This window comes from Streptomyces sp. NPDC052109 (genome assembly GCF_040680195.1).
Taxonomy (GTDB): Bacteria; Actinomycetota; Actinomycetes; order Streptomycetales; family Streptomycetaceae; genus Streptomyces.
This window is the reverse complement of sequence record NZ_JBFAWF010000004.1, coordinates 52,637-70,624: the sequence shown is the minus strand read 5'-3', so window position 1 is coordinate 70,624 and position 17,988 is coordinate 52,637. Positions and strand designations below refer to the sequence as shown.

Sequence of the window (17,988 nt, the reverse complement as noted above, 5' to 3'; positions counted from 1 at the left end):
CGGACCCCGCCGTGCTCACGTCCGCCTGAGCAACCGGTTCACCGCGCGTCCGAACATCGCGCGGGCCGTGCGCTCCAGTACGCCGTCGAAGGCGCGGGGCAGGAACCGCACGCGCAACTCCTCCCGCCACACCACCCGGCTGCGGCCGCCGGGCCCCGGGCGCACCTCGATCTCCGCCCAGCCGAGGACCACCCGGCCGCGCTTCTGAAGGCGGCACAGGCCGCCCTCGCCGTCGGCGGGCGGAAGCCAGACCGTCACCTCCATGACGTCGTCGAAGGTGAGCGGTCCGAGGCCCGAGCGGGCGACGAAACGCGTTCCCACGCCCGTCGGCTCCGGGGTGAGCACCTCGATCCGGGTGAGCGGGACGGCGTCGGCGTGGCGGGGCCACTCGGTGAGCCGGCGCCACGCCTCGTCGAGGGGGAGGGGCGCCGTGCGGGCGAAGGAGAAGGTCGGCACGGCACGATCGTAGGCAATGGGCGTCGGGCGGCCGTCCGTGCGGCCCCGCTCCACCCGCGTACGACCACGGCGTCGACGGGCGTCGGAACGGGTGTCAGGGCCGGTACACCGTGCCCGGTTCCGCCTTGCCGGGTGCCAGTAGCTGAGGCACCGTCACGAAAACGTATCCACGTGCTTTCAGCGCGTCGATGATGCCCGGCACGGCGGGCACCGTGCCCGCGTAGATGTCGTGGAGCAGGATGATCCCGTCGCGGGACGCCTGGTCGAGGACGCGCTTGGTGATGAGCTTGGAGTCGTCGGTCGTGTAGTCCTTGGCGGTCACGCTCCACAGCACCTCCGCCAGGCCCTCCTCCTTGGCGATGCGGTGCACGGCGGTGTCCGTACGACCCTGCGGCGGGCGCATCAGCGTCGGTCTGCGCCCGGTCAGCCGCTCGATCGCGTCGTCCGGCCGCTTCAGCTCCTCGCGTATCTGGGCGTCCGATATCTGCGTGAGGATCTTGTGGTCCCAGGTGTGGCTCGCGACCTCGTGGCCCTCGGCGGCCATCCGCTTGACCAGCTGCGGGTACTTCTCGATGTGGTTCTTGCCGAGCAGGAAGAAGGTGGCCGGGACCTTCTTCTGCCTGAGGATGTCCAGCAGCCGCGCCGAGTTCTCGCTCGGCCCCGCGTCGAAGGTGAGCGCGATGCATTTGGCCTCGCGGCAGTCGACGGTCCCGAGCTTCGCCGGTGCCCCGTGCGCCGCCGCGGCACGCGCGGTACTGGGTGCGGTCGTGTCGACCTGGGCGCAGCCGGACAGCGTGAGCGCCAGGCCGAGGGCGGCCGGGGCGAGCGCGGCCGGACGCAACCTCCGGGCCGTTCCGCGCATCTTCCTGGTCGTGTGCTTCGGTGTCGGGATCTTGTCGCTCGAAAGAGGCATGCGGTGACTATACACTGAGTGTATAGCTCAAGCGTTCGAATCTCTTGGTCGTGCCGATCAGGAGCACCATGGAGAGGAGAGGCTCCGCGGAGGAGGACGGTCATGCGCTTCCGGGACCGTGTCGAAGCCGGACGGGAACTCGCCGGGCTGCTGAGCGACCTGCGCGATCAGGGCACCCTCGTCGACCCCCTCGTGCTCGCCCTGCCGCGCGGCGGCATCGCCGTCGCCGAGCCCATAGCCCGCGCCCTCGGCGTCCCGCTCGACGTACTGGTCGTCCGCAAGATCGGCGCCCCGCACCACCAGGAGTTCGCGCTCGGCGCGCTCGTCGGTGACGGCCCGCCCCTGTTCAACACCGGGGCCCTGGACCGGCTCGGCCTGACCGAGGAGGCCCTCGCCCCGGTCGTCGAACGCGAGCGGCAGGAACTGCGCCGCCGCGAGCAGCGCTACCGTGGCGACCGCCCGGCGCCGGATCCCGCGGGCCGCACGGTGATCGTCGTCGACGACGGGCTGGCCACCGGCGCCACCGCCCGTGCGGCCCTGCGCCACCTGCGGGCCCGCCGGGCCGCCCATCTCGTCCTGGCCGTCCCCGTCGGCGCCCCGGACTCCGTGGACCGGCTCGCCGCCGAGGCCGACACCATCCTGTGCCCGCACCAGCCGGCCGGCTTCACCGCGGTGGGGCAGTGGTACGAGGACTTCGAGCAGCTCACGGACGCGGAGGTGCTGGCCGCACTGGGGCGTTGACGGATCCGGGCCGGCGAGGTGTCTCGTCGTCACCGGGCGCGTCCGCCGCCGGCAACGGCCTGCGCCGGCAGCGCGGCCACGCCGGGGCGTCGGCATCGCGGCTGACGGGCTCACACGGAGGAACGGCTCACCGGTACGGTCCCACGCTCCTCGGCGGGTCGCGCGGAACGAACCTGCTCCAGCGGCCCGGCTCCCGGCCCCGGCGGCGGCGGGCACACGCCGAACCGCCCGTGCGCGCAAGGGGGCCGGGCCGGCGGCCCTCGGTGCGCGGTGCGTTCGCCACGGTGCCGCCGCCTTCCCCGCCGGCCCGGGCCGTCCGCACGCCCTCCGGGGCTCCCTGGACCCCCCTCAGCCGCCCGCAGGCCCCGCCGTGCGCGACCGCGCGCCCCGAACGCGGCGGTCGCACCGAACTGGGCGCCGGCACCCCTCAGTTCACGGGCCGTCCCCACGGCAGGGTCAGCGTCCGGCCCTGGGCGCGGCCCGCCTCGGCGGCCGGCCCACGGGTGGCGGGATCCAGCGGGTTGTCGCCGATCGCGGCCGCCGACGCCTCGTCGGGAGCGAGGACCACCACCTCGGCGCCCCGCGCACGCAGTTCCTCCACCGACCGCTCCAGCGGCTGCTCGCTGGGGAACGGCTCGGTGACGCCGAGCGGCACGACCACCACCACCCGGTCCGCGCCGGCGGCGAGGTCGACGTTGGCGACGGAGCGCACCCCGCCGTCGACGTACCGGCGTTCACCGATCGTCACCGGGGGCCACACGCCCGGCACGGCGCAGCTCGCCGCGACGGCGTCCACCAGCGACACGCCCGAGCCGCGTTCGAAGACGACCGGCTCGCCGCTCTCCGCATCCACCGCGACGACCTTCAGCGCACGCTCCGGCCAGCCGTGCGACGGCAGCCGCGACTCGATCACCGCGCGCCGGGCGTCCTCGGACACGGTCCGCGATCCGAGCGCCACCTCCCCGACCTTGCGCCGCAACTCCGTCACGGAGGCGGCCGAGCCCGTCGCGGCGCCGATCTCGGCGGCGAACCTCTCCAGGTCCATCTCGGCCATGATCTCGGCGGCCTGCAACGCGGGTTCCACCTGCCGGGCGTACAACTCCTCGAGGCTCAGCCCGCTGCCCAGCTGGGCGGCCACGGTGGACCCGGCGGAGGTCCCCACCAGCAGATCGGCCCCGCTGGCGTCCTGCCCGGCATCCGCGAGCCCTGCGAGCAGCCCGGTGATCCAGGCGATCCCGCCCACACCACCGCCACCCAGTACCAGTGCGTCCGTCATCTCAGCTCCTCGACAGTCGGTGATCACCACTACAGACGCCGCTCGCGGCGCGGTCATTCCCGCTCGCGGGCCGGCCGCCGGAGACCGTGCGGAAGCGGCAGGAGGAACCGGTTCTGCCCGAGCCGCTCGCCGGGGCGGAACCGGCCGTCGACGACAACGCACTGACAGGGTGGGGGATGGGGCGCACGGCCGAACACGTTCGACGAGACTCACACGTAGGAAGATGTCGTGGGGCGGCCCACCGTGGTGGACGTCCGCATAGGGTGCTGCCCGGCCCGGGACGAGCAGGGGGCATGTGCGTCAGCGAGTGCCGGCTCCGATCGTGCGACGGCAGAACGAGGAGGACATGCGGGGTGGGCGCGAAGAGGTTCGCCGCCCCGGCAGTCAGCCATCGCGTCCTCCACCGCCGGGGAGGATCCAGGCCGATCCAGGCCGTGCCGAGGGCTGTTCGCGCAGTTCGCGACAGATGTCGGCCGGCGTGGCCGGGGAGGAGACGCGGACGCCGTCACGGCACAGCGCCGCCCCGGCGATGCTCGTCGGCGCGGGGTCGGGTGAGGGTCGCGGACAGCAGGTGTCCGCAAGTCCGATTAGCGTGCGGGCATGACGAAGAGCAGTGCGCGGAGCAGCGCGACGCAGGCCCCGCTCCTGGACGCCCTTGCCCTCAACCGCGCCACCCTGGCACGGCAGTTGCTGCTGCGCCGTGCGGCGCTGTCCCCGCTCGACGCGGTGGCGCGGCTGCTCGGCCTGCAGGCACAGAACGTCAAACCGCCGTACTACGCCCTCGCCGCACGCCTCGACGGTTTCGCACCCGAGGGGCTGTCCGCGCTCATGGCCGGCCGCGAGGCCGCCCGGATCGTCACCCTGCGCTCCACCCTCCACACCCACACCGCCGACGACTGCCTCACCCTCCGGCCCCTCGTCCAGCCGGCCCGGGACCGTGAGCTGGGCACCTTCCGCGGCGGTCTGGCCGGCGTCGACCTGGACCTCCTGGCCCGCCTCGCGCGCGAGCTGGTCGAGGCCGAACCGCGGACCATGGCCCAGCTGCGGCAGGCGCTGAGCGGCCGGTGGCCGGACGCCGACCCGCGGGCCCTCGCCGTCGCCGCCCGCTGCACGCTGCCGCTGGTGCAGGTCACCCCGCGCGGACTGTGGGGCCGCAGCGGCCAGGTCGCCCTCACCACCGCCGAACACTGGCTCGGCCGCCCGGCCGGGCAGGCCCCGGCGCCGGAGACGGTGGTCCTGCGCTATCTGGCCGCGTTCGGGCCGGCGTCCGTGCGGGACATGCAGGCCTGGGCCGGACTCACCAGGCTCCGCGACGCCTTCGAACGGCTGCGCCCCCGGCTGCTCACCTTCCGCGACCCGAACGGAGCCGAGCTCTTCGACCTCCCCGACGCCCCGCGGCCCGACCCGGCCACCCCGGCCCCGCCCCGCTTCCTGCCCGAGTTCGACAACCTGCTGCTCTCGCACGCCGACCGCGGCCGCGTCGTACCCCCCGCCTTCCAGGGCCGCAACTGGCGCGGAAACCAGGCCTTCCGCACCCTGCTGGTCGACGGCTTCCTGGCCGGCCTGTGGAAACTCGGCACCGACGCCCTCGTCATCGAGTCCTTCGCCGAGCTGACCCGGGCACAGCGGGAGGAGGTCACCGCCGAGGGGGAGCGGATGCTCGCGGTCCTGCACCCGGGCACGTCCTACGACATCCGGTTCGGCTCGGTCGCGGGACCCTGAGCGTCCGGCGGGCTCAGCCGGAGGCGGACCCCCTGGACAGCTCGTGCGGCGCGTACGCCCGGACCGCCTCCATCAGCTGCCGCTTCGAGGGGTTCACCAGCGCCCGGCCGGCCACGGTCACGGTCGGCACGGTCTCGTCGCCGCCCGCGACGGAGCGCACGTACGCGGCCGCGTCCGGGTCCCGCCAGATGTTGACCCGGGTGTGGCGCACGTCGGTGAAGAGCAGTTTCACGCGCAGCCTCCTGCAGAAGGTGCACAGCGGCCGCCGTAGATGGCCGCGTCCCCGCCCCTCTACAGTCGGGCCCATGGAACTCCGCCAGCTCAGCTATTTCGTCGCCGTCGCCGAGGAGTTGCACTTCGGGCGGGCGGCCGAGCGGCTGCACATCGTGCAGTCGGCGGTCAGCCAGCAGATACAGCGGCTGGAACGGGAGCTGGGGGCGGAGCTGTTCGACCGGTCGCCACGCCGGGTGCGGCTGACCGGGGCGGGGGAACGGCTGCTGCCCGAGGCACGGGCGGTGCTCGCGGCGGCGGAGAAGGCGCGGGCCGCGGTGGCGGAGCCCGCCGGGCTGCGGCTGGGCACCAGCACCGGGCTCGGCGCGCATCTGGACCGGGTGCTGGCGGCGTTCGCCGAGCGCGCACCCGAGGTGCCGGTGGAACTGTGCTCCCTTCCGGCCGGCGAGCGGCTCGCCCGGGTCGCGGCGGGACGGCTGGACGCCGCGTTCGTCCGGGCGGCCGAACCCCCGTCCGGCGTACGGGTGCTGCCCCTGTGGCCCGATCCACTGGTCGCCGCCCTGCCGGCCACGCATCCGCTCGCGGGGCGGGACGAGATCGACCTCGCCGACCTCGCCGGGCTGCCCCTCGCCCTCACCCCGCGCCGCACCAACCCGGCGCTCGTGGACCTGGTGCTCGGCGCCTGCCGGACCGCCGGGTTCGAGCCGGTGCCCGGACCGGCCGGCGGCACCCTGCACGACACCCTCGCGACCATCGGCGCCCGGCCGCTGTGGACGGTCGTCTACGCCTCCCACGCGCGGGTGCTGGCCACGCCCCGGGTGGCGTACGTGCCCTTCCGGGCACCCGGACTGGCCCTGGCCACCGGACTCGCGGTGCCCGCGGCCGCCCCCTCCCCGCATGTGGAGAAACTCCTCCTGGCCTGCGGTGATCACGAAAGCTGATCGCTGCGGTCGCGGACTGCTCCTTGGTCACGGACGCCCGCCGCGATGAACTGGACCCACCGGACAGGAAGACCGTTCAAGGGAGTTCAGCCATGCCGATCGTCACCGTCCAGCAGGGCCCGCGCGATGTCGAGCTCAAGCGGGAGCTGGTCAAGCGGGTCACCGACGCCTTCGTCGACGCCTACCGGATCCCGGCGGAGAGCGTGCAGGTGTGGATCCACGAGGTCCCGGCGGACAGCTGGGGCGCGGCCGGGAAGCTCACCGCCGACAAGTAGCCCCCGCGTTCCGCGGGGGTGAACGTGGAAAGGGGGGCGTTGCGGGCCGCTCGTGGTGGCTCGCAACGCCCCCCTGGCATCTGCCCGAGGGGTGCTCGGGAGGTCTTCCGGGCTACGAGTGGACCTGCGCGGTCACCAGGTCCGAGAAGGTGGTCAGCCGGGTGTAGACACCCGGGTAACCGTCCTCCCCGCACCCCTCGCCCCAGGAAGTGATCCCTGCCAGGACGCCCCCGATGAGCAGGGGACCGCCGCTGTCGCCCTGGCAGGTGTCTACGCCGCCGGACGTGTATCCGGCGCAAACCATGTCGGTCTGGACGAAGTCCGAACCGTAGGAGCTCTTGCAGCTGGAGTCGGACGCGATCGGGACGGTCGCGGTCCGCAGCTGGTTGGAGGAGCTGCCGTTCTCCGAGGTGGTCCCCCAGCCGAGGATGCGGGCCGTGGCGCCGGCCGCGTACACGCCCGTCCGGGAGGAGGAGACGTACGACACCGGGGTGTACGGCATCGACGTCGCCAGGGTCAGGACCGCCACGTCGTCGCCGTTGGTGGCGTCGGTGTAGTCCGGGTCGACCCAGATCTTGCTGACCTTGCTGACCGTGCCGTCGGTGCCGTTCAGATAGGTCCGGCCGCCCACCACGCGGACCCTGCCGGCGGACTCGCCGGCCATGCAGTGCGCGGCCGTGACGACCTTCGTGGCGGCCACCAGGGTGCCGCCGCAGAACTGGTTGCCGGACGCGTCGGTGATCTGCATGACGAAGGGGTACGCCGCCGTCGTCGTGGTCGTACCGCCGACGATGGGCTGCGGGGCGGCGCTCGCCGTGGGGGAGGCGAACAGCGCGGTCGCCGCGGCGGCGGCGCCGGCTGCCAGCGTCGCGGCGGTCCTTCTTGCACGTCTGGGCCCGAACATGAGTCTCCTCAGTGGGGGTTCGCACCGGTGGGGGTCGCACGGGTGGGTGGTGCACGGGGCGGGGGTCCCCCCGCTCGAGCGAAGTCGAGAGTGGGGGAGGGACCGACCCCGTATGCCCGGGCGAGCGGCACGCCCATTACGCTAGGACCCGGAACCCTTGGCTCCCAATGAGGGAACCCCCTAGGGGGTTGGGTGAGGGAAAACCCTCGGTCCGCCTCAGTTAACCGGCCGGGTTCTCACTTCGCGCGGCGAGCGGCCGCCAATCGGACGATGTCCACCCGGGACCGGATCCCCAGCTTGCGGTAGACCCGGGTCAGGGTCGCCTCCACCGTCTTGACACTGATGAACAGCCGGGCGGCGATCTCCCGGTTGGTGGCGCCCTCCATGACCAGCGCGGCGACCTGACGCTCCATCGCGGCCAGCACGTCCAGCGCGTCCAGTGCCTCCGGCGCGGCGAGCGCCGGTTCCGGCTCGGGAGCGGTGAGCGATTCGCCCACCTGGCGCAGCCAGGGCAGCGCCCGGCAGCGGCGGAACATCCGGGTGGCCTCGTCGAAAGCGGACGACCCCGGGCGCCTGCCGCGCAGCCGGGCCAGCGCGAACGCGGCCCGCGCCTCCTCCAGCCCGTAGCCGAGCTTGCCCAGCCGGTCCTGAGCGGAGGTCAGCTGGGCCACGGCCGCCTCCAGGTCGCCGCGGGCGGCCCGCACCAGGGCCTCGGAGCGGTCCAGGACGGCGATGACGCTCTCCCGGTCGAGCCTCAGGGCATGCTCACGGCTCGCGTCGATGACGTCCTGTGCCTCGGCCGCCTCGCCGATCCGCACCAGCGCCTCGGCGAGGTCGCCCTGCCAGCGTCCGCGCGCCGGGTCGGTGATGCCGAGCCCCAGCTCGAGCCGGCGCACCCGGCGCAGCGAGCGGACCGTGCCCGCCGGGTCCCCGGCCACCAACTGGGCGTACCCGAGCGCGCCCAGGGCCCGGGAGAGGTACATCTGGTCGCCGTCCTCCTCGGCGTGCTCCACCGCCTCCCGGGCGAGCGCGAGGGCCCGGTCCACATCGCCGCCGGAGGCCTCCGCCAGCGAGGTGAGCATCGCCGAGGCGGTCTCACCGATCCCGGAGTCCCGGGCCAGGCGCAGACTGTCGCGGGCCAGTTCCAGGGCGCGCCCGCAGTGCCCGGCGCGCAGTTCGGTCTCGGCGAGGCCGCGCAGGAAGTGCACCTCGCTCTCCACCGAGCCGCGCCGGCGCACCTCGCGCAGCAGCGCGGTGACCGTCGCCCGGGCCTCGGCCAGCTGGTCGCCCATGACCAGCCAGCGGAACCGGGCGCTGCCCGCCCCGTTGTGGTGCCAGGCCACCCTGGGATCCTGAGGCTCCTTCAGGGCGCGTTTGATGGTCCGGGGCGCCTCCGGATGGCCCATCAGGGTCTCGGTCTGCGCCTGGAAGGCGAGGGAGAGCAGTTCGGTGCGCCGGTCCCTGCCGCGCGCGGCCAGCTCGGCGGCGTGCGCGGCGGCCGCGCGGGCCTCGGTGAAGTCGCCCTCCACGATCAGCGCCCGCCAGGCCAGCTGGTAGTGCACCAGGGCCAGCAGCCGGGGATCGTCGCCGGCGTCGGCGAGGGCCTGCGGGAAGACGGCGTCGACCTCGGCCATGGTGTGGCCGGCGCTGTCGATGACGATGATCCAGGCGCGCACCCGGTCGGCGGGCACGGTCGCCCGGGCCAGCACCTCGCGGGCGATGTCCCGGGCCAGGTCGATCTCGCCCGCGGTGATGGCGTCCTCGGCCGCCTGCAGCCGGCGCTCCTGCTGGCTCGGCACGCCGTCGGCGGGGGTGTGCCGGGCGGCCAGCAGCCCCAGATTCGCGGCGACGGAGGGGGCTCCGCGGTCCCGGGCGAGTGCGGCGGCCTCGGCGAGCCGGGCGGCCACCTCCGGGTCGGTGCCGGTGCTGGCGAGGGCCAGGTGCCGGGCCCGTTCGATCGGGTCGGAGGCGGCCGTGGACAGGGCCTCGTGCGCGGCGCGCCGCTCGTGCGCGGGCGTCTCCGCGTACAGCGCGGCCGATATGAGCGGGTGCGCGAACCGTACGGCCGGGGCGTCGGGCCCGGTGGCCAGCAGCCCGAGTTCGGCGGCCTGCGCGCACTCGGCCTCGGCGTTGGTCCGGCCGGCCGCGTGCAGCAGCGCCGGGGTGGGGCGGGCGCCGGCGCTGGCCACGAGCAGGGTGCGGCGGGCCTCGACCGACAGCATGTCCAGCCGGCTGAGCACCAGGGCCCGCAGCGAGGTCGGTACCGGCAGCGGCTCGCCCGGCCGGGGCGGGGTGGGGCTCTCGGCGAGGGCGCGGCCGAGTTCCAGGGCGAACAGCGGATTGCCGCCGCTGGTGCGGTGGATCTCGCGGACGGTGGAGCGGGTCAGCCCGCCGTGGCCGCGGTGGTCGAGCAGCTGGGCGACCTGGGTGCGGGTCAGCGGGCCGAGCCGGACCGCGAGGGTGCCCGGCGGGCAGGCGCGCAGATGGCGGTCGTACTCCTGGCTCTCCTGGCCCTCGGTGCGTACCGCGCACAGCAGCTGCACCGGCGTGCCCTCAAGGCGCCGGGCGGCGAAGCCGAGCAGTTCGGCGCTGGCCGGGTCCAGCCACTGCAGGTCGTCGGCGACGACGAGGACGCCGCCCTGCGCGGCCAGCGCGCGCAGCGCGGAGAGCACCGCGAGGCGCAGGGCGAGGCCGTCGCGCTGGAGGCTGGACTCGCCGCGGCCGGTGAGCGCCGACTCCAGGGCGGTGCGCTGGGCGACGGGCAGCCGGGGGGAGACGTCGTCGAGGACCAGTCCGAGGAGGTCGGCGAGGGCCAGGAAGGGCAGGTGGGATTCGGACTCGGTGGCGGAGCAGCGCAGGACGGTGCGCGCGGTGGCGCCGTATTCCTCGGCCAATGCCCGCAGGACAGTGGATTTCCCTATTCCGGCGGGACCGTGGAGCAGCACACTGCCGCCCGAGGCGAGTTGGTCACGGGCGCCTGCGAACAGGTCCTCGCGGCCGATGACCAGGTCGGGGCGGCACCTGGCAGGCTCCTGGAAGTCCCGTCGCACGGTCACCGCTCCCCTCGTGTGTCGTGTCCGAGCCAAATTCTAGGCAACGATGCCTGAAATTCGGACGGAAGTCGTGGTGAGGGAAATAACAAACGGTCAAGCATGAGGAAATTCAAGGCGTCTCCGCTTGAATGGACAGGTTTCCCTGCGCCTGTCTTCCCTGCCGGTGTTCATGGCAGCAGCCCCGCCCTGCGGGCCTCGGTCACCGCCTCCCCTCGGGTGTGCGCGCCCAGCTTCCGCATCGCCGAGCGCAGATAGCCCTTGACCGTCTCCGGGCTGAGGCACAGCCGCTCGGCCACGGCCGCGTTCGTCGCCCCCGCCGCCACCCAGGACAGCACGTCCAGTTCGCGCGGCGCCAGGGTCACACCACCGGATCGTGGTGACGCCGTCAGCAACCCGCAGGCCGCCAGCAGTTCGGCCCGCAGCCCCGGGTCGTCGATCCGCGGCGCCAGGGCCCGCAGCGCCGCGTGCGCCTCCCGCACCTGCTCCCAGACGGCACCCTGGTCGGCGCACGCCGGCTCCGGCCGGGCCGCCGCCAGCAGCCCCCGTGCCTCGTCCCGCACCACCAGCGCCTGCTCCACGTCCCGCGCGACGGCCATGGCCGCGCCCAGCGTGCGGTCGCCGAGCGGCTGGGCCGAACGCAGCGCGCCGTAGAGCACCCCGCGCACCCGGCGCCGTACCACCACCGGCACGGCGAGGACCGAGCGGATGCCCTCCGCGGCCACCGGCACGTCGTACTCGTGGCTGATCTGCCGGGAGCTGGAGTAGTCCGTCACCGCGCACGGCCGGGCCAGCGCCACCGCCTTGCCGCCGAGCCCGTTGCCGGAGGTCACCGCGAGCGAGCGCAGGGCGACCGTGGTCGTGCCGCTCAGCTCGCTGATCCGGATCTGCGGCCGGCCGGACTCGACCAGGCCGCCGAACGCGACGGGCAGCCCCGTCGCCCGCCGCAGCCGGGCCAGCGCACCGCCGATCTCCACCGTCCCCGCCGCGTCTGCCGTCACCTCTGCGCTCCTTCTGCCGCCCACACCCCCATTCGGGGGTAGTGAGACCTGCATCACGGATTAGACGATGCCAGGGAGCCGCCCGGCAATGGTCCGGTGATGAGGAGGAACCAGATGACGACGGCGACGGAGCTGTTCCGTGGGGCGCGGGACTTTCTGCTGGCGCACCGGGAGGACTACGCCACCGCCCACGAGGGCTTCGCCTGGCCGCGGCCCGCGCACTTCAACTGGGCGCTGGACTGGTTCGACGTGATCGCCGCCGGCAACGACCGGACCGCGCTGCACATCGTCGAGGAGGACGGCGGCGAGACCCGCCTGTCCTTCGCCGAGCTGGCCGAGCGGTCGGACCGGGTGGCGAACCACCTGCGGGCGCGCGGTGTCGCCGCCGAGGACCGGATCCTCGTCATGCTCGGCAACCAGGCCGAGCTGTGGGAGACCGCGCTGGCCGCGATGAAGCTGCGCGCGGTGGTCATCCCGGCCACCCCGCTGCTCGGTCCCGCCGATCTGCGCGACCGGGTGGACCGGGGCCGGGTGAAGCATGTGATCGTGCGGGCCGAGGACACCGAGAAGTTCGCCGACGTGCCCGGCGGCTACACGCGGATCTCGGTCGGCGGACTGCCGGAGGAGGGCTGGGAGCCGTACGAGGACGCGTACACCGCCGCCGCCGCGTTCGTGCCCGACGGCCCCACCCTGGCCGACGACCCGCTGATGCTCTACTTCACCTCCGGTACCACCGCCCGGCCCAAGCTGGTCGAGCACACCCACACCTCGTACCCCATAGGGCACCTGGCGACCATGTACTGGATCGGCCTCAGGCCCGGTGACGTGCACCTGAACATCTCCTCGCCGGGCTGGGCCAAGCACGCCTGGTCCAACCTCTTCGCGCCGTGGAACGCCGAGGCAACCGTCTTCCTCTTCAACTACACCCGCTTCGACGCGGCCCGGCTGATGGCCGAGATGGACCGGGCCGGCGTGACCACCTTCTGCGCACCGCCGACCGTGTGGCGCATGCTCATCCAGGCCGACCTCGGCCAGCTCGCCACCCCGCCCCGCGAGGTCGTGGCCGCCGGCGAACCGCTCAACCCCGAGGTCATCGAGCAGGTCCGGCGGGCCTGGGGCGTCACCATCCGGGACGGCTTCGGGCAGACCGAGACCGCCGTGCAGGTCTCCAACAGCCCCGGCCAGCCGCTGAAGACCGGTTCCATGGGCCGCCCGAGCCCCGGCTACCGCGTCGAGCTCCTCGATCCGGTCTCCGGCGCGCCCGGCGCCGCCGAGGGCGAGATCGCCCTCGACCTCTCCGAGCGCCCGGTCGGCCTGATGACCGGCTACCACGGCGACCCCGACCGCACGGCCGAGGCCATGGCGGGCGGTTACTACCGCACCGGTGACATCGCCTCCCGCGACGAAGACGGTTACCTGACCTACGTCGGCCGCGCGGACGACGTCTTCAAGGCATCCGACTACAAGATCAGCCCGTTCGAGCTGGAGAGCGCGCTGCTGGAGCACGAGGCGGTGGCCGAGGCGGCCGTCGTGCCCGCGCCGGACGAGCTGCGGCTGGCGGTGCCGAAGGCGTACGTCGTCCTCGCCGAGGGCTTCGAGCCCGGACCGGACACGGCCAAGGTGATCTTCGAACACTCCCGCCGGGTGCTCGCCCCCTACAAGCGCGTCCGCCGGCTGGAGTTCGGCGCGCTGCCCAAGACCGTCTCCGGCAAGATCCGCCGGATCGAGCTCCGCGAGGCCACGGCCCAGGGCTCCGAGGACGAGTACCGCGAGGAGGACTTCCGGTGACCGCATCGCTGTCGTACACGCACGGAACCGGTTCCACCGCCCTCCTCGGAGACACCATCGGCGCGAACCTGGACCGGGCCGTGGCCGCCTGGCCGGACCGTGAGGCCCTGGTCGACGTGGCCTCCGGGCGGCGCTGGACGTACGCCGAGTTCGCCGCCGACGTCGAGCGGCTGGCGTACGCCCTGCTGGCGAGCGGGGTGGCCAAGGGCGACCGGGTCGGGATCTGGGCGGTCAACTGTGCCGAGTGGGTGCTCGTGCAGTACGCCACCGCCCGCGTCGGCGCCGTCATGGTCAACATCAACCCGGCCTACCGCACCCACGAGCTGGAGTTCGTCCTCAACCAGGCAGGTGTCTCCCTGCTGTTCGCCTCGCTCCGCCACAAGACGAGCGACTACCGGGCCATGGTCGAGGAGGTGCGCGGCCGGTGCCCGGAGTTGCGGGAAACCGTTTACATCGGTGATCCGAGCTGGGCAGCGTTCTCCGCGCGCGGCGCGGCCGGCGGCCACCGGGACGAACTGCGGGCCCGGGAGGCGTCGCTGTCCTGCGACGACCCGATCAACATCCAGTACACCTCGGGCACCACCGGTTTCCCGAAGGGCGCCACGCTGTCCCACCACAACATTCTCAACAACGGTTACTTCGTAGGTGAGTTGATCGCCTACAGCGAGCAGGACAGGATCTGCGTCCCGGTCCCCTTCTATCACTGTTTCGGCATGGTGATGGGCAACCTGGCGGCCACCTCGCACGGCGCCTGCATGGTGGTCCCGGCCCCGTCCTTCGACCCGAAGGCGACCCTGGAGGCGGTGCAGCGGGAGCGCTGTACGTCCCTGTACGGCGTCCCGACGATGTTCATCGCCGAGCTGAACCTCCCCGACTTCCAGGAGTACGACCTCTCGACCCTCCGCACCGGGATCATGGCCGGCTCGCCCTGCCCGGTGGAGGTGATGAAGCGTGTCGTGGCCGAGATGCACATGGCGGAGGTCTCCATCTGCTACGGCATGACCGAGACCTCCCCGGTGTCGCTGCAGACCCGCCGGGACGACGACCTGGAGCACCGCACCGGCACCGTCGGCCGGGTCCTGCCGCACCTGGAGGTCAAGGTGGTCGACCCGGCCACCGGGGTCACCCGGCCGCGCGGCACCGCGGGGGAGCTGTGCACCCGCGGCTACAGCGTGATGCTGGGTTACTGGAACGAGCCCGAGAAGACCGCCGAGGCCGTCGACGCGGGCCGCTGGATGCACACCGGCGACCTGGCGGTGATGCGCGAAGACGGTTACGTCGAGATCGTCGGCCGGATCAAGGACATGATCATCCGCGGCGGCGAGAACATCTACCCGCGCGAGATCGAGGAGTTCCTCTACGCCCACCCGAAGATCAGGGACGTACAGGTCGTCGGGGTGCCGCACGAGACGTACGGCGAGGAGGTCCTCGCCTGCGTGATCCCGCACGACGCCGCCGACCCGCTCACCCTGGAGGAACTACGCGCCTTCTGCCAGGGCCGGCTCGCCCACTACAAGATCCCCAGCAGGCTCCGGATACTCGAGGCCTTCCCGATGACGGTGTCCGGAAAGGTGCGCAAGGTCGAGCTGCGCGCGACGTACGGGGCGTGAGCCCGCCGGGGAACGGAGGGTGAGCCCGTCTCCGCCGCACGGCGGAGGCCACATCACCGTGCGCCCGGCCGCGCCGTGCTCCCGCTCGCAACGCCGTCCTGTTCGGTCCACGGGGTGCCGATCGTCCGGGGCGGTGCTGCACACGCGGATGGACGTCACCGCGTGGGGGCATGGCTGTTGAACGCCTGCTACCCGCAGGCCCTGACCTGTCCGGGGGGCCGCCGCGCCGCGCGGTCACCGCGGACCCCTACGGGCGCCGCCGCGCCCACGGCTGACCGTCCGGGGCACCCGCCTCGTTCAGGATGTCGGCCGCGTCGTTCAGCGGCTGCGGGACGCCCGCGAGGTCCAGGACGAACAGCGGGACGCCCAGGGTGTCCGCGCGGGCCCGGGCCTCGTCGGTATAGCCGGCGAGCGAGAGGTACACACAGTCCGCGGACTCGGTCATGGCCGTCAGCCACAGGCACTCCACGTCCCGCGCCGCCGCCGGGCGCACGGTCGGGTCCACCTGGGCGAGGAGTCCGTGGGCGGCGAGCCCGATGCCGTTCGGGGGCCGCTGGTCGGCGCGGCGGATGTCCCGGTAGCCGAGCCACCGCAGATAGAGCGCGGCGACGGTGACGGCGTCCCGGGCGGTGCGGATGGCGCGCGGCCGGAACGCGGCCCGGTGGGCGGCGGGCACCGGCTCGGCCGCTGCCGCCGACGGGGAGGTCCCGGCCGCCGTCGGCCGCGTGCCGGGGTCCGCCGGAGGTGCCTGCGCCACCGGGATGCGCAGCACCGTGCCGCAGGGGCAGCCGAGCTCCGGGTGCGGCCACTGGCCCGGGCGCCCGCAGGCGGTGCACGGCACGGAGATCCACTCGTCGTCCCAGGCCCGGTGCGCGGCGACAACCGGATGGGCGGCCGGATCCAGCCGCGGGGCGGTGGGCGCGCCGCAGACGCACGGATACGCCGGCACGGTGTAGACGTGCTCGCGGCGGCAGGCCGGGCAGCGCACCGGCACGCTCTCGGGCATGGCCCACTCCCAGGCGTCGCATCGGGACAGTCGCGTCGGGACAGCGGCTCCCATCGTGCTCCTTCCGCACCCCGCTTGTCCGGCGCTTGCCGCGTCTCTGGCTCTCTTGACGATCCTCGCCGTGCGCTTCTACATTGCTTCCAGATAGTAGAAGTTGAATTCCGCTATACGGAAAAGTCTGCGGAATTCTGACCACCTGGAGACTGTGCTCACCGCGGGGCGCGACGGGAGTACGCATCCGAGAAGCCGAAGCAGGAGTACTCGATGGCTCGTATGACCGCTGCCCGCGCGGCAGTTGAGATCCTCAAGCGCGAGGGCGTCACCGACGCCTTCGGTGTGCCGGGCGCGGCGATCAATCCCTTCTACAAGGCCCTCAAGGAGGGTGGCGGCATCCACCACACCCTCGCCCGCCACGTCGAGGGTGCCTCGCACATGGCCGAGGGGTACACGCGCACCCGGCCCGGCAACATCGGCGTCTGCATCGGCACCTCCGGCCCGGCCGGCACCGACATGATCACCGGCCTGTACTCGGCCATCGGTGACTCCATCCCGATCCTGTGCATCACGGGCCAGGCGCCCACCAGCGTGATCCACAAGGAGGACTTCCAGGCCGTCGACATCGCCTCGATCGCCAAGCCGGTCACCAAAATGGCGGTCACCGTCCTGGAGGCCGCGCAGGTCCCCGGCGTCTTCCAGCAGGCCTTCCACCTGATGCGCTCCGGCCGTCCCGGTCCGGTCCTGATCGACCTGCCGATCGACGTCCAGCTCACCGAGATCGAGTTCGACCCGGAGACGTACGAGCCGCTGCCCGTCTACAAGCCGGCCGCGACCCGCGCCCAGATCGAGAAGGCGATCTCCTTCCTGCTGGCATCCGAGCGCCCGGTCATCGTGGCCGGCGGCGGCATCATCGGCGCCGACGCCTCCGACCTGCTGGTGGAGTTCGCCGAGCTGACCGACACCCCCGTCATCCCGACCCTGATGGGCTGGGGCGCGCTGCCCGACGACCACGAGCTGAACGCCGGCATGGTCGGTGTCCAGACCTCGCACCGGTACGGCAACGCCAACTTCCTGGAGTCGGACTTCGTCCTCGGCATCGGCAACCGCTGGGCCAACCGCCACACCGGCTACCAGCTCGACGTCTACCGCGGCGACCGCACGTTCGTCCACGTCGACATCGAGCCCACCCAGATCGGCAAGATCTTCCCGCCGGACTACGGCGTCGTCTCCGACGCCAAGGCCGCCCTCGAGCTGTTCGTCGAGGTCGCGAAGGAGCTGAAGGCCGAGGGCAAGCTCCCCGACCGCGCCGACTGGATCGCCTCGACGCAGGAGCGCAAGGCGACTCTGCTGCGCCGTACGCACTTCGACAACGTCCCCATGAAGCCGCAGCGCGTCTACGAGGAGATGAACAAGGCCTTCGGCCCGGAGACGCGGTACGTCACCACCATCGGCCTCTCCCAGATCGCCGGCGCGCAGATGCTGCACGTCTACAAGCCGCGGCACTGGATCAACTGCGGCCAGGCCGGCCCGCTCGGCTGGACCATCCCGGCCGCGATCGGCGTCGCCAAGGCCGACCCGGAGTCGCCGGTCGTCGCCCTGTCCGGTGACTACGACTTCCAGTTCCTGATCGAGGAGCTGGCCGTCGCCGCCCAGCACAAGATCCCGTACGTCCATGTGCTGGTGAACAACGCCTACCTGGGCCTGATCCGCCAGGCGCAGCTCGGCCTGGACATCAACTTCCAGGTCAACCTGGAGTTCGAGAACATCAACACGCCCGAGATCGGCGTCTACGGCGTGGACCACGTCAAGGTCGCCGAGGGCCTGGGCTGCAAGGCGATCCGGGTCACCGAGCCGGACCAGCTGGGCGCGGCCTTCGAGCAGGCGAAGAAGCTGGCCGCCGAGTACCGGGTGCCGGTCGTCGTCGAGGCGATCCTGGAGCGGATCACCAACATCTCGATGAGCCGCACCATGGACATCAGCGACATCTCCGAGTTCGAGGACCTGGCCACCGAACCCGGCCACGCGCCGACCTCGATCAAGACCCTGAAGGTCTGACCCCGCCACACACCAAGGGCGG

General features: G+C 73.0%; 15 protein-coding genes. 7 read left to right on the top strand and 8 right to left on the bottom strand.

Annotation, left to right across the window (positions count from 1 at the left end; all coding sequences use genetic code 11):
* Positions 1-15 precede the first annotated feature (15 nt).
* Positions 16-456: an SRPBCC family protein gene (locus tag AB0L59_RS11275; protein WP_365581727.1), complete on the bottom strand. Its 441-nt coding sequence runs from the start codon at positions 454-456 to the stop codon at positions 16-18.
* Positions 457-550: 94 nt separating this feature from the next.
* A complete protein-coding gene (locus AB0L59_RS11270; protein WP_365582186.1) occupies positions 551-1,318 on the bottom strand; it encodes a polysaccharide deacetylase family protein in 768 nt (255 codons plus the stop codon).
* A gap of 153 nt (positions 1,319-1,471) precedes the next feature.
* Between AB0L59_RS11270 and AB0L59_RS11265 the strand changes: the two genes are divergently transcribed.
* Positions 1,472-2,110: a phosphoribosyltransferase family protein gene (locus tag AB0L59_RS11265; protein WP_365581725.1), complete on the top strand. Its 639-nt coding sequence runs from the start codon at positions 1,472-1,474 to the stop codon at positions 2,108-2,110.
* A 427-nt stretch (positions 2,111-2,537) separates the two neighbouring features.
* On the opposite strand, the gene AB0L59_RS11260 is transcribed toward AB0L59_RS11265, so the two are convergent.
* Positions 2,538-3,386 carry a patatin-like phospholipase family protein gene (locus tag AB0L59_RS11260; protein ID WP_365581723.1) on the bottom strand — a complete coding sequence of 283 codons (849 nt, stop codon included), beginning with the start codon at positions 3,384-3,386 and terminating at the stop codon, positions 2,538-2,540.
* A gap of 600 nt (positions 3,387-3,986) precedes the next feature.
* Here AB0L59_RS11260 and AB0L59_RS11255 point away from each other — a divergent pair.
* A complete protein-coding gene (locus tag AB0L59_RS11255; protein ID WP_365581722.1) occupies positions 3,987-5,108 on the top strand; it encodes a winged helix DNA-binding domain-containing protein in 1,122 nt (373 codons plus the stop codon).
* A gap of 13 nt (positions 5,109-5,121) precedes the next feature.
* Here AB0L59_RS11255 and AB0L59_RS11250 read toward each other — a convergent pair whose 3' ends face one another.
* Positions 5,122-5,415, bottom strand: coding sequence for a glutaredoxin domain-containing protein (locus AB0L59_RS11250; RefSeq protein ID WP_365581721.1), 294 nt, complete (start codon positions 5,413-5,415; stop codon positions 5,122-5,124).
* Here AB0L59_RS11250 and AB0L59_RS11245 point away from each other — a divergent pair.
* Positions 5,414-6,280 carry a LysR family transcriptional regulator gene (locus AB0L59_RS11245; protein WP_365581719.1) on the top strand — a complete coding sequence of 289 codons (867 nt, stop codon included), beginning with the start codon at positions 5,414-5,416 and terminating at the stop codon, positions 6,278-6,280. The two genes, AB0L59_RS11250 and AB0L59_RS11245, sit on opposite strands and share 2 nt — an antisense overlap.
* A gap of 92 nt (positions 6,281-6,372) precedes the next feature.
* Positions 6,373-6,555 (top strand): 4-oxalocrotonate tautomerase DmpI, encoded by a 183-nt coding sequence (gene dmpI, locus AB0L59_RS11240; RefSeq protein ID WP_365581717.1) that lies wholly within the window; start codon positions 6,373-6,375, stop codon positions 6,553-6,555.
* 112 nt (positions 6,556-6,667) lie between these two features.
* On the opposite strand, the gene AB0L59_RS11235 is transcribed toward dmpI, so the two are convergent.
* The 3 genes from AB0L59_RS11235 to AB0L59_RS11225 form a co-directional block, all read right to left on the bottom strand.
* Complete coding sequence (locus tag AB0L59_RS11235; protein ID WP_365581716.1) at positions 6,668-7,459, bottom strand: serine protease; 792 nt, start codon at positions 7,457-7,459, stop codon at positions 6,668-6,670.
* A gap of 236 nt (positions 7,460-7,695) precedes the next feature.
* Positions 7,696-10,515 carry an AAA family ATPase gene (locus AB0L59_RS11230; protein WP_365581715.1) on the bottom strand — a complete coding sequence of 940 codons (2,820 nt, stop codon included), beginning with the start codon at positions 10,513-10,515 and terminating at the stop codon, positions 7,696-7,698.
* A gap of 164 nt (positions 10,516-10,679) precedes the next feature.
* Positions 10,680-11,510 (bottom strand): helix-turn-helix transcriptional regulator, encoded by an 831-nt coding sequence (locus AB0L59_RS11225; RefSeq protein WP_365581713.1) that lies wholly within the window; start codon positions 11,508-11,510, stop codon positions 10,680-10,682.
* Positions 11,511-11,624: 114 nt separating this feature from the next.
* On the opposite strand from AB0L59_RS11225, the gene AB0L59_RS11220 reads away from it, so the two are divergent.
* Together AB0L59_RS11220 and AB0L59_RS11215 are read left to right on the top strand one after the other, a co-directional pair.
* Positions 11,625-13,298: an AMP-binding protein gene (locus tag AB0L59_RS11220; RefSeq protein WP_365581712.1), complete on the top strand. Its 1,674-nt coding sequence runs from the start codon at positions 11,625-11,627 to the stop codon at positions 13,296-13,298.
* Complete coding sequence (locus tag AB0L59_RS11215) at positions 13,295-14,908, top strand: AMP-binding protein (RefSeq protein ID WP_365581711.1); 1,614 nt, start codon at positions 13,295-13,297, stop codon at positions 14,906-14,908. The genes AB0L59_RS11220 and AB0L59_RS11215 overlap by 4 nt, the downstream gene beginning before the upstream one ends.
* 247 nt (positions 14,909-15,155) lie before the next feature.
* On the opposite strand, the gene AB0L59_RS11210 is transcribed toward AB0L59_RS11215, so the two are convergent.
* Entirely contained in the window at positions 15,156-15,914 is a 759-nt protein-coding gene (locus tag AB0L59_RS11210) for a hypothetical protein (protein ID WP_365581709.1), read from the bottom strand.
* A gap of 273 nt (positions 15,915-16,187) precedes the next feature.
* Between AB0L59_RS11210 and gcl the strand changes: the two genes are divergently transcribed.
* A complete protein-coding gene (gene gcl, locus AB0L59_RS11205; protein ID WP_365582185.1) occupies positions 16,188-17,966 on the top strand; it encodes a glyoxylate carboligase in 1,779 nt (592 codons plus the stop codon).
* Positions 17,967-17,988: the final 22 nt, after the last annotated feature.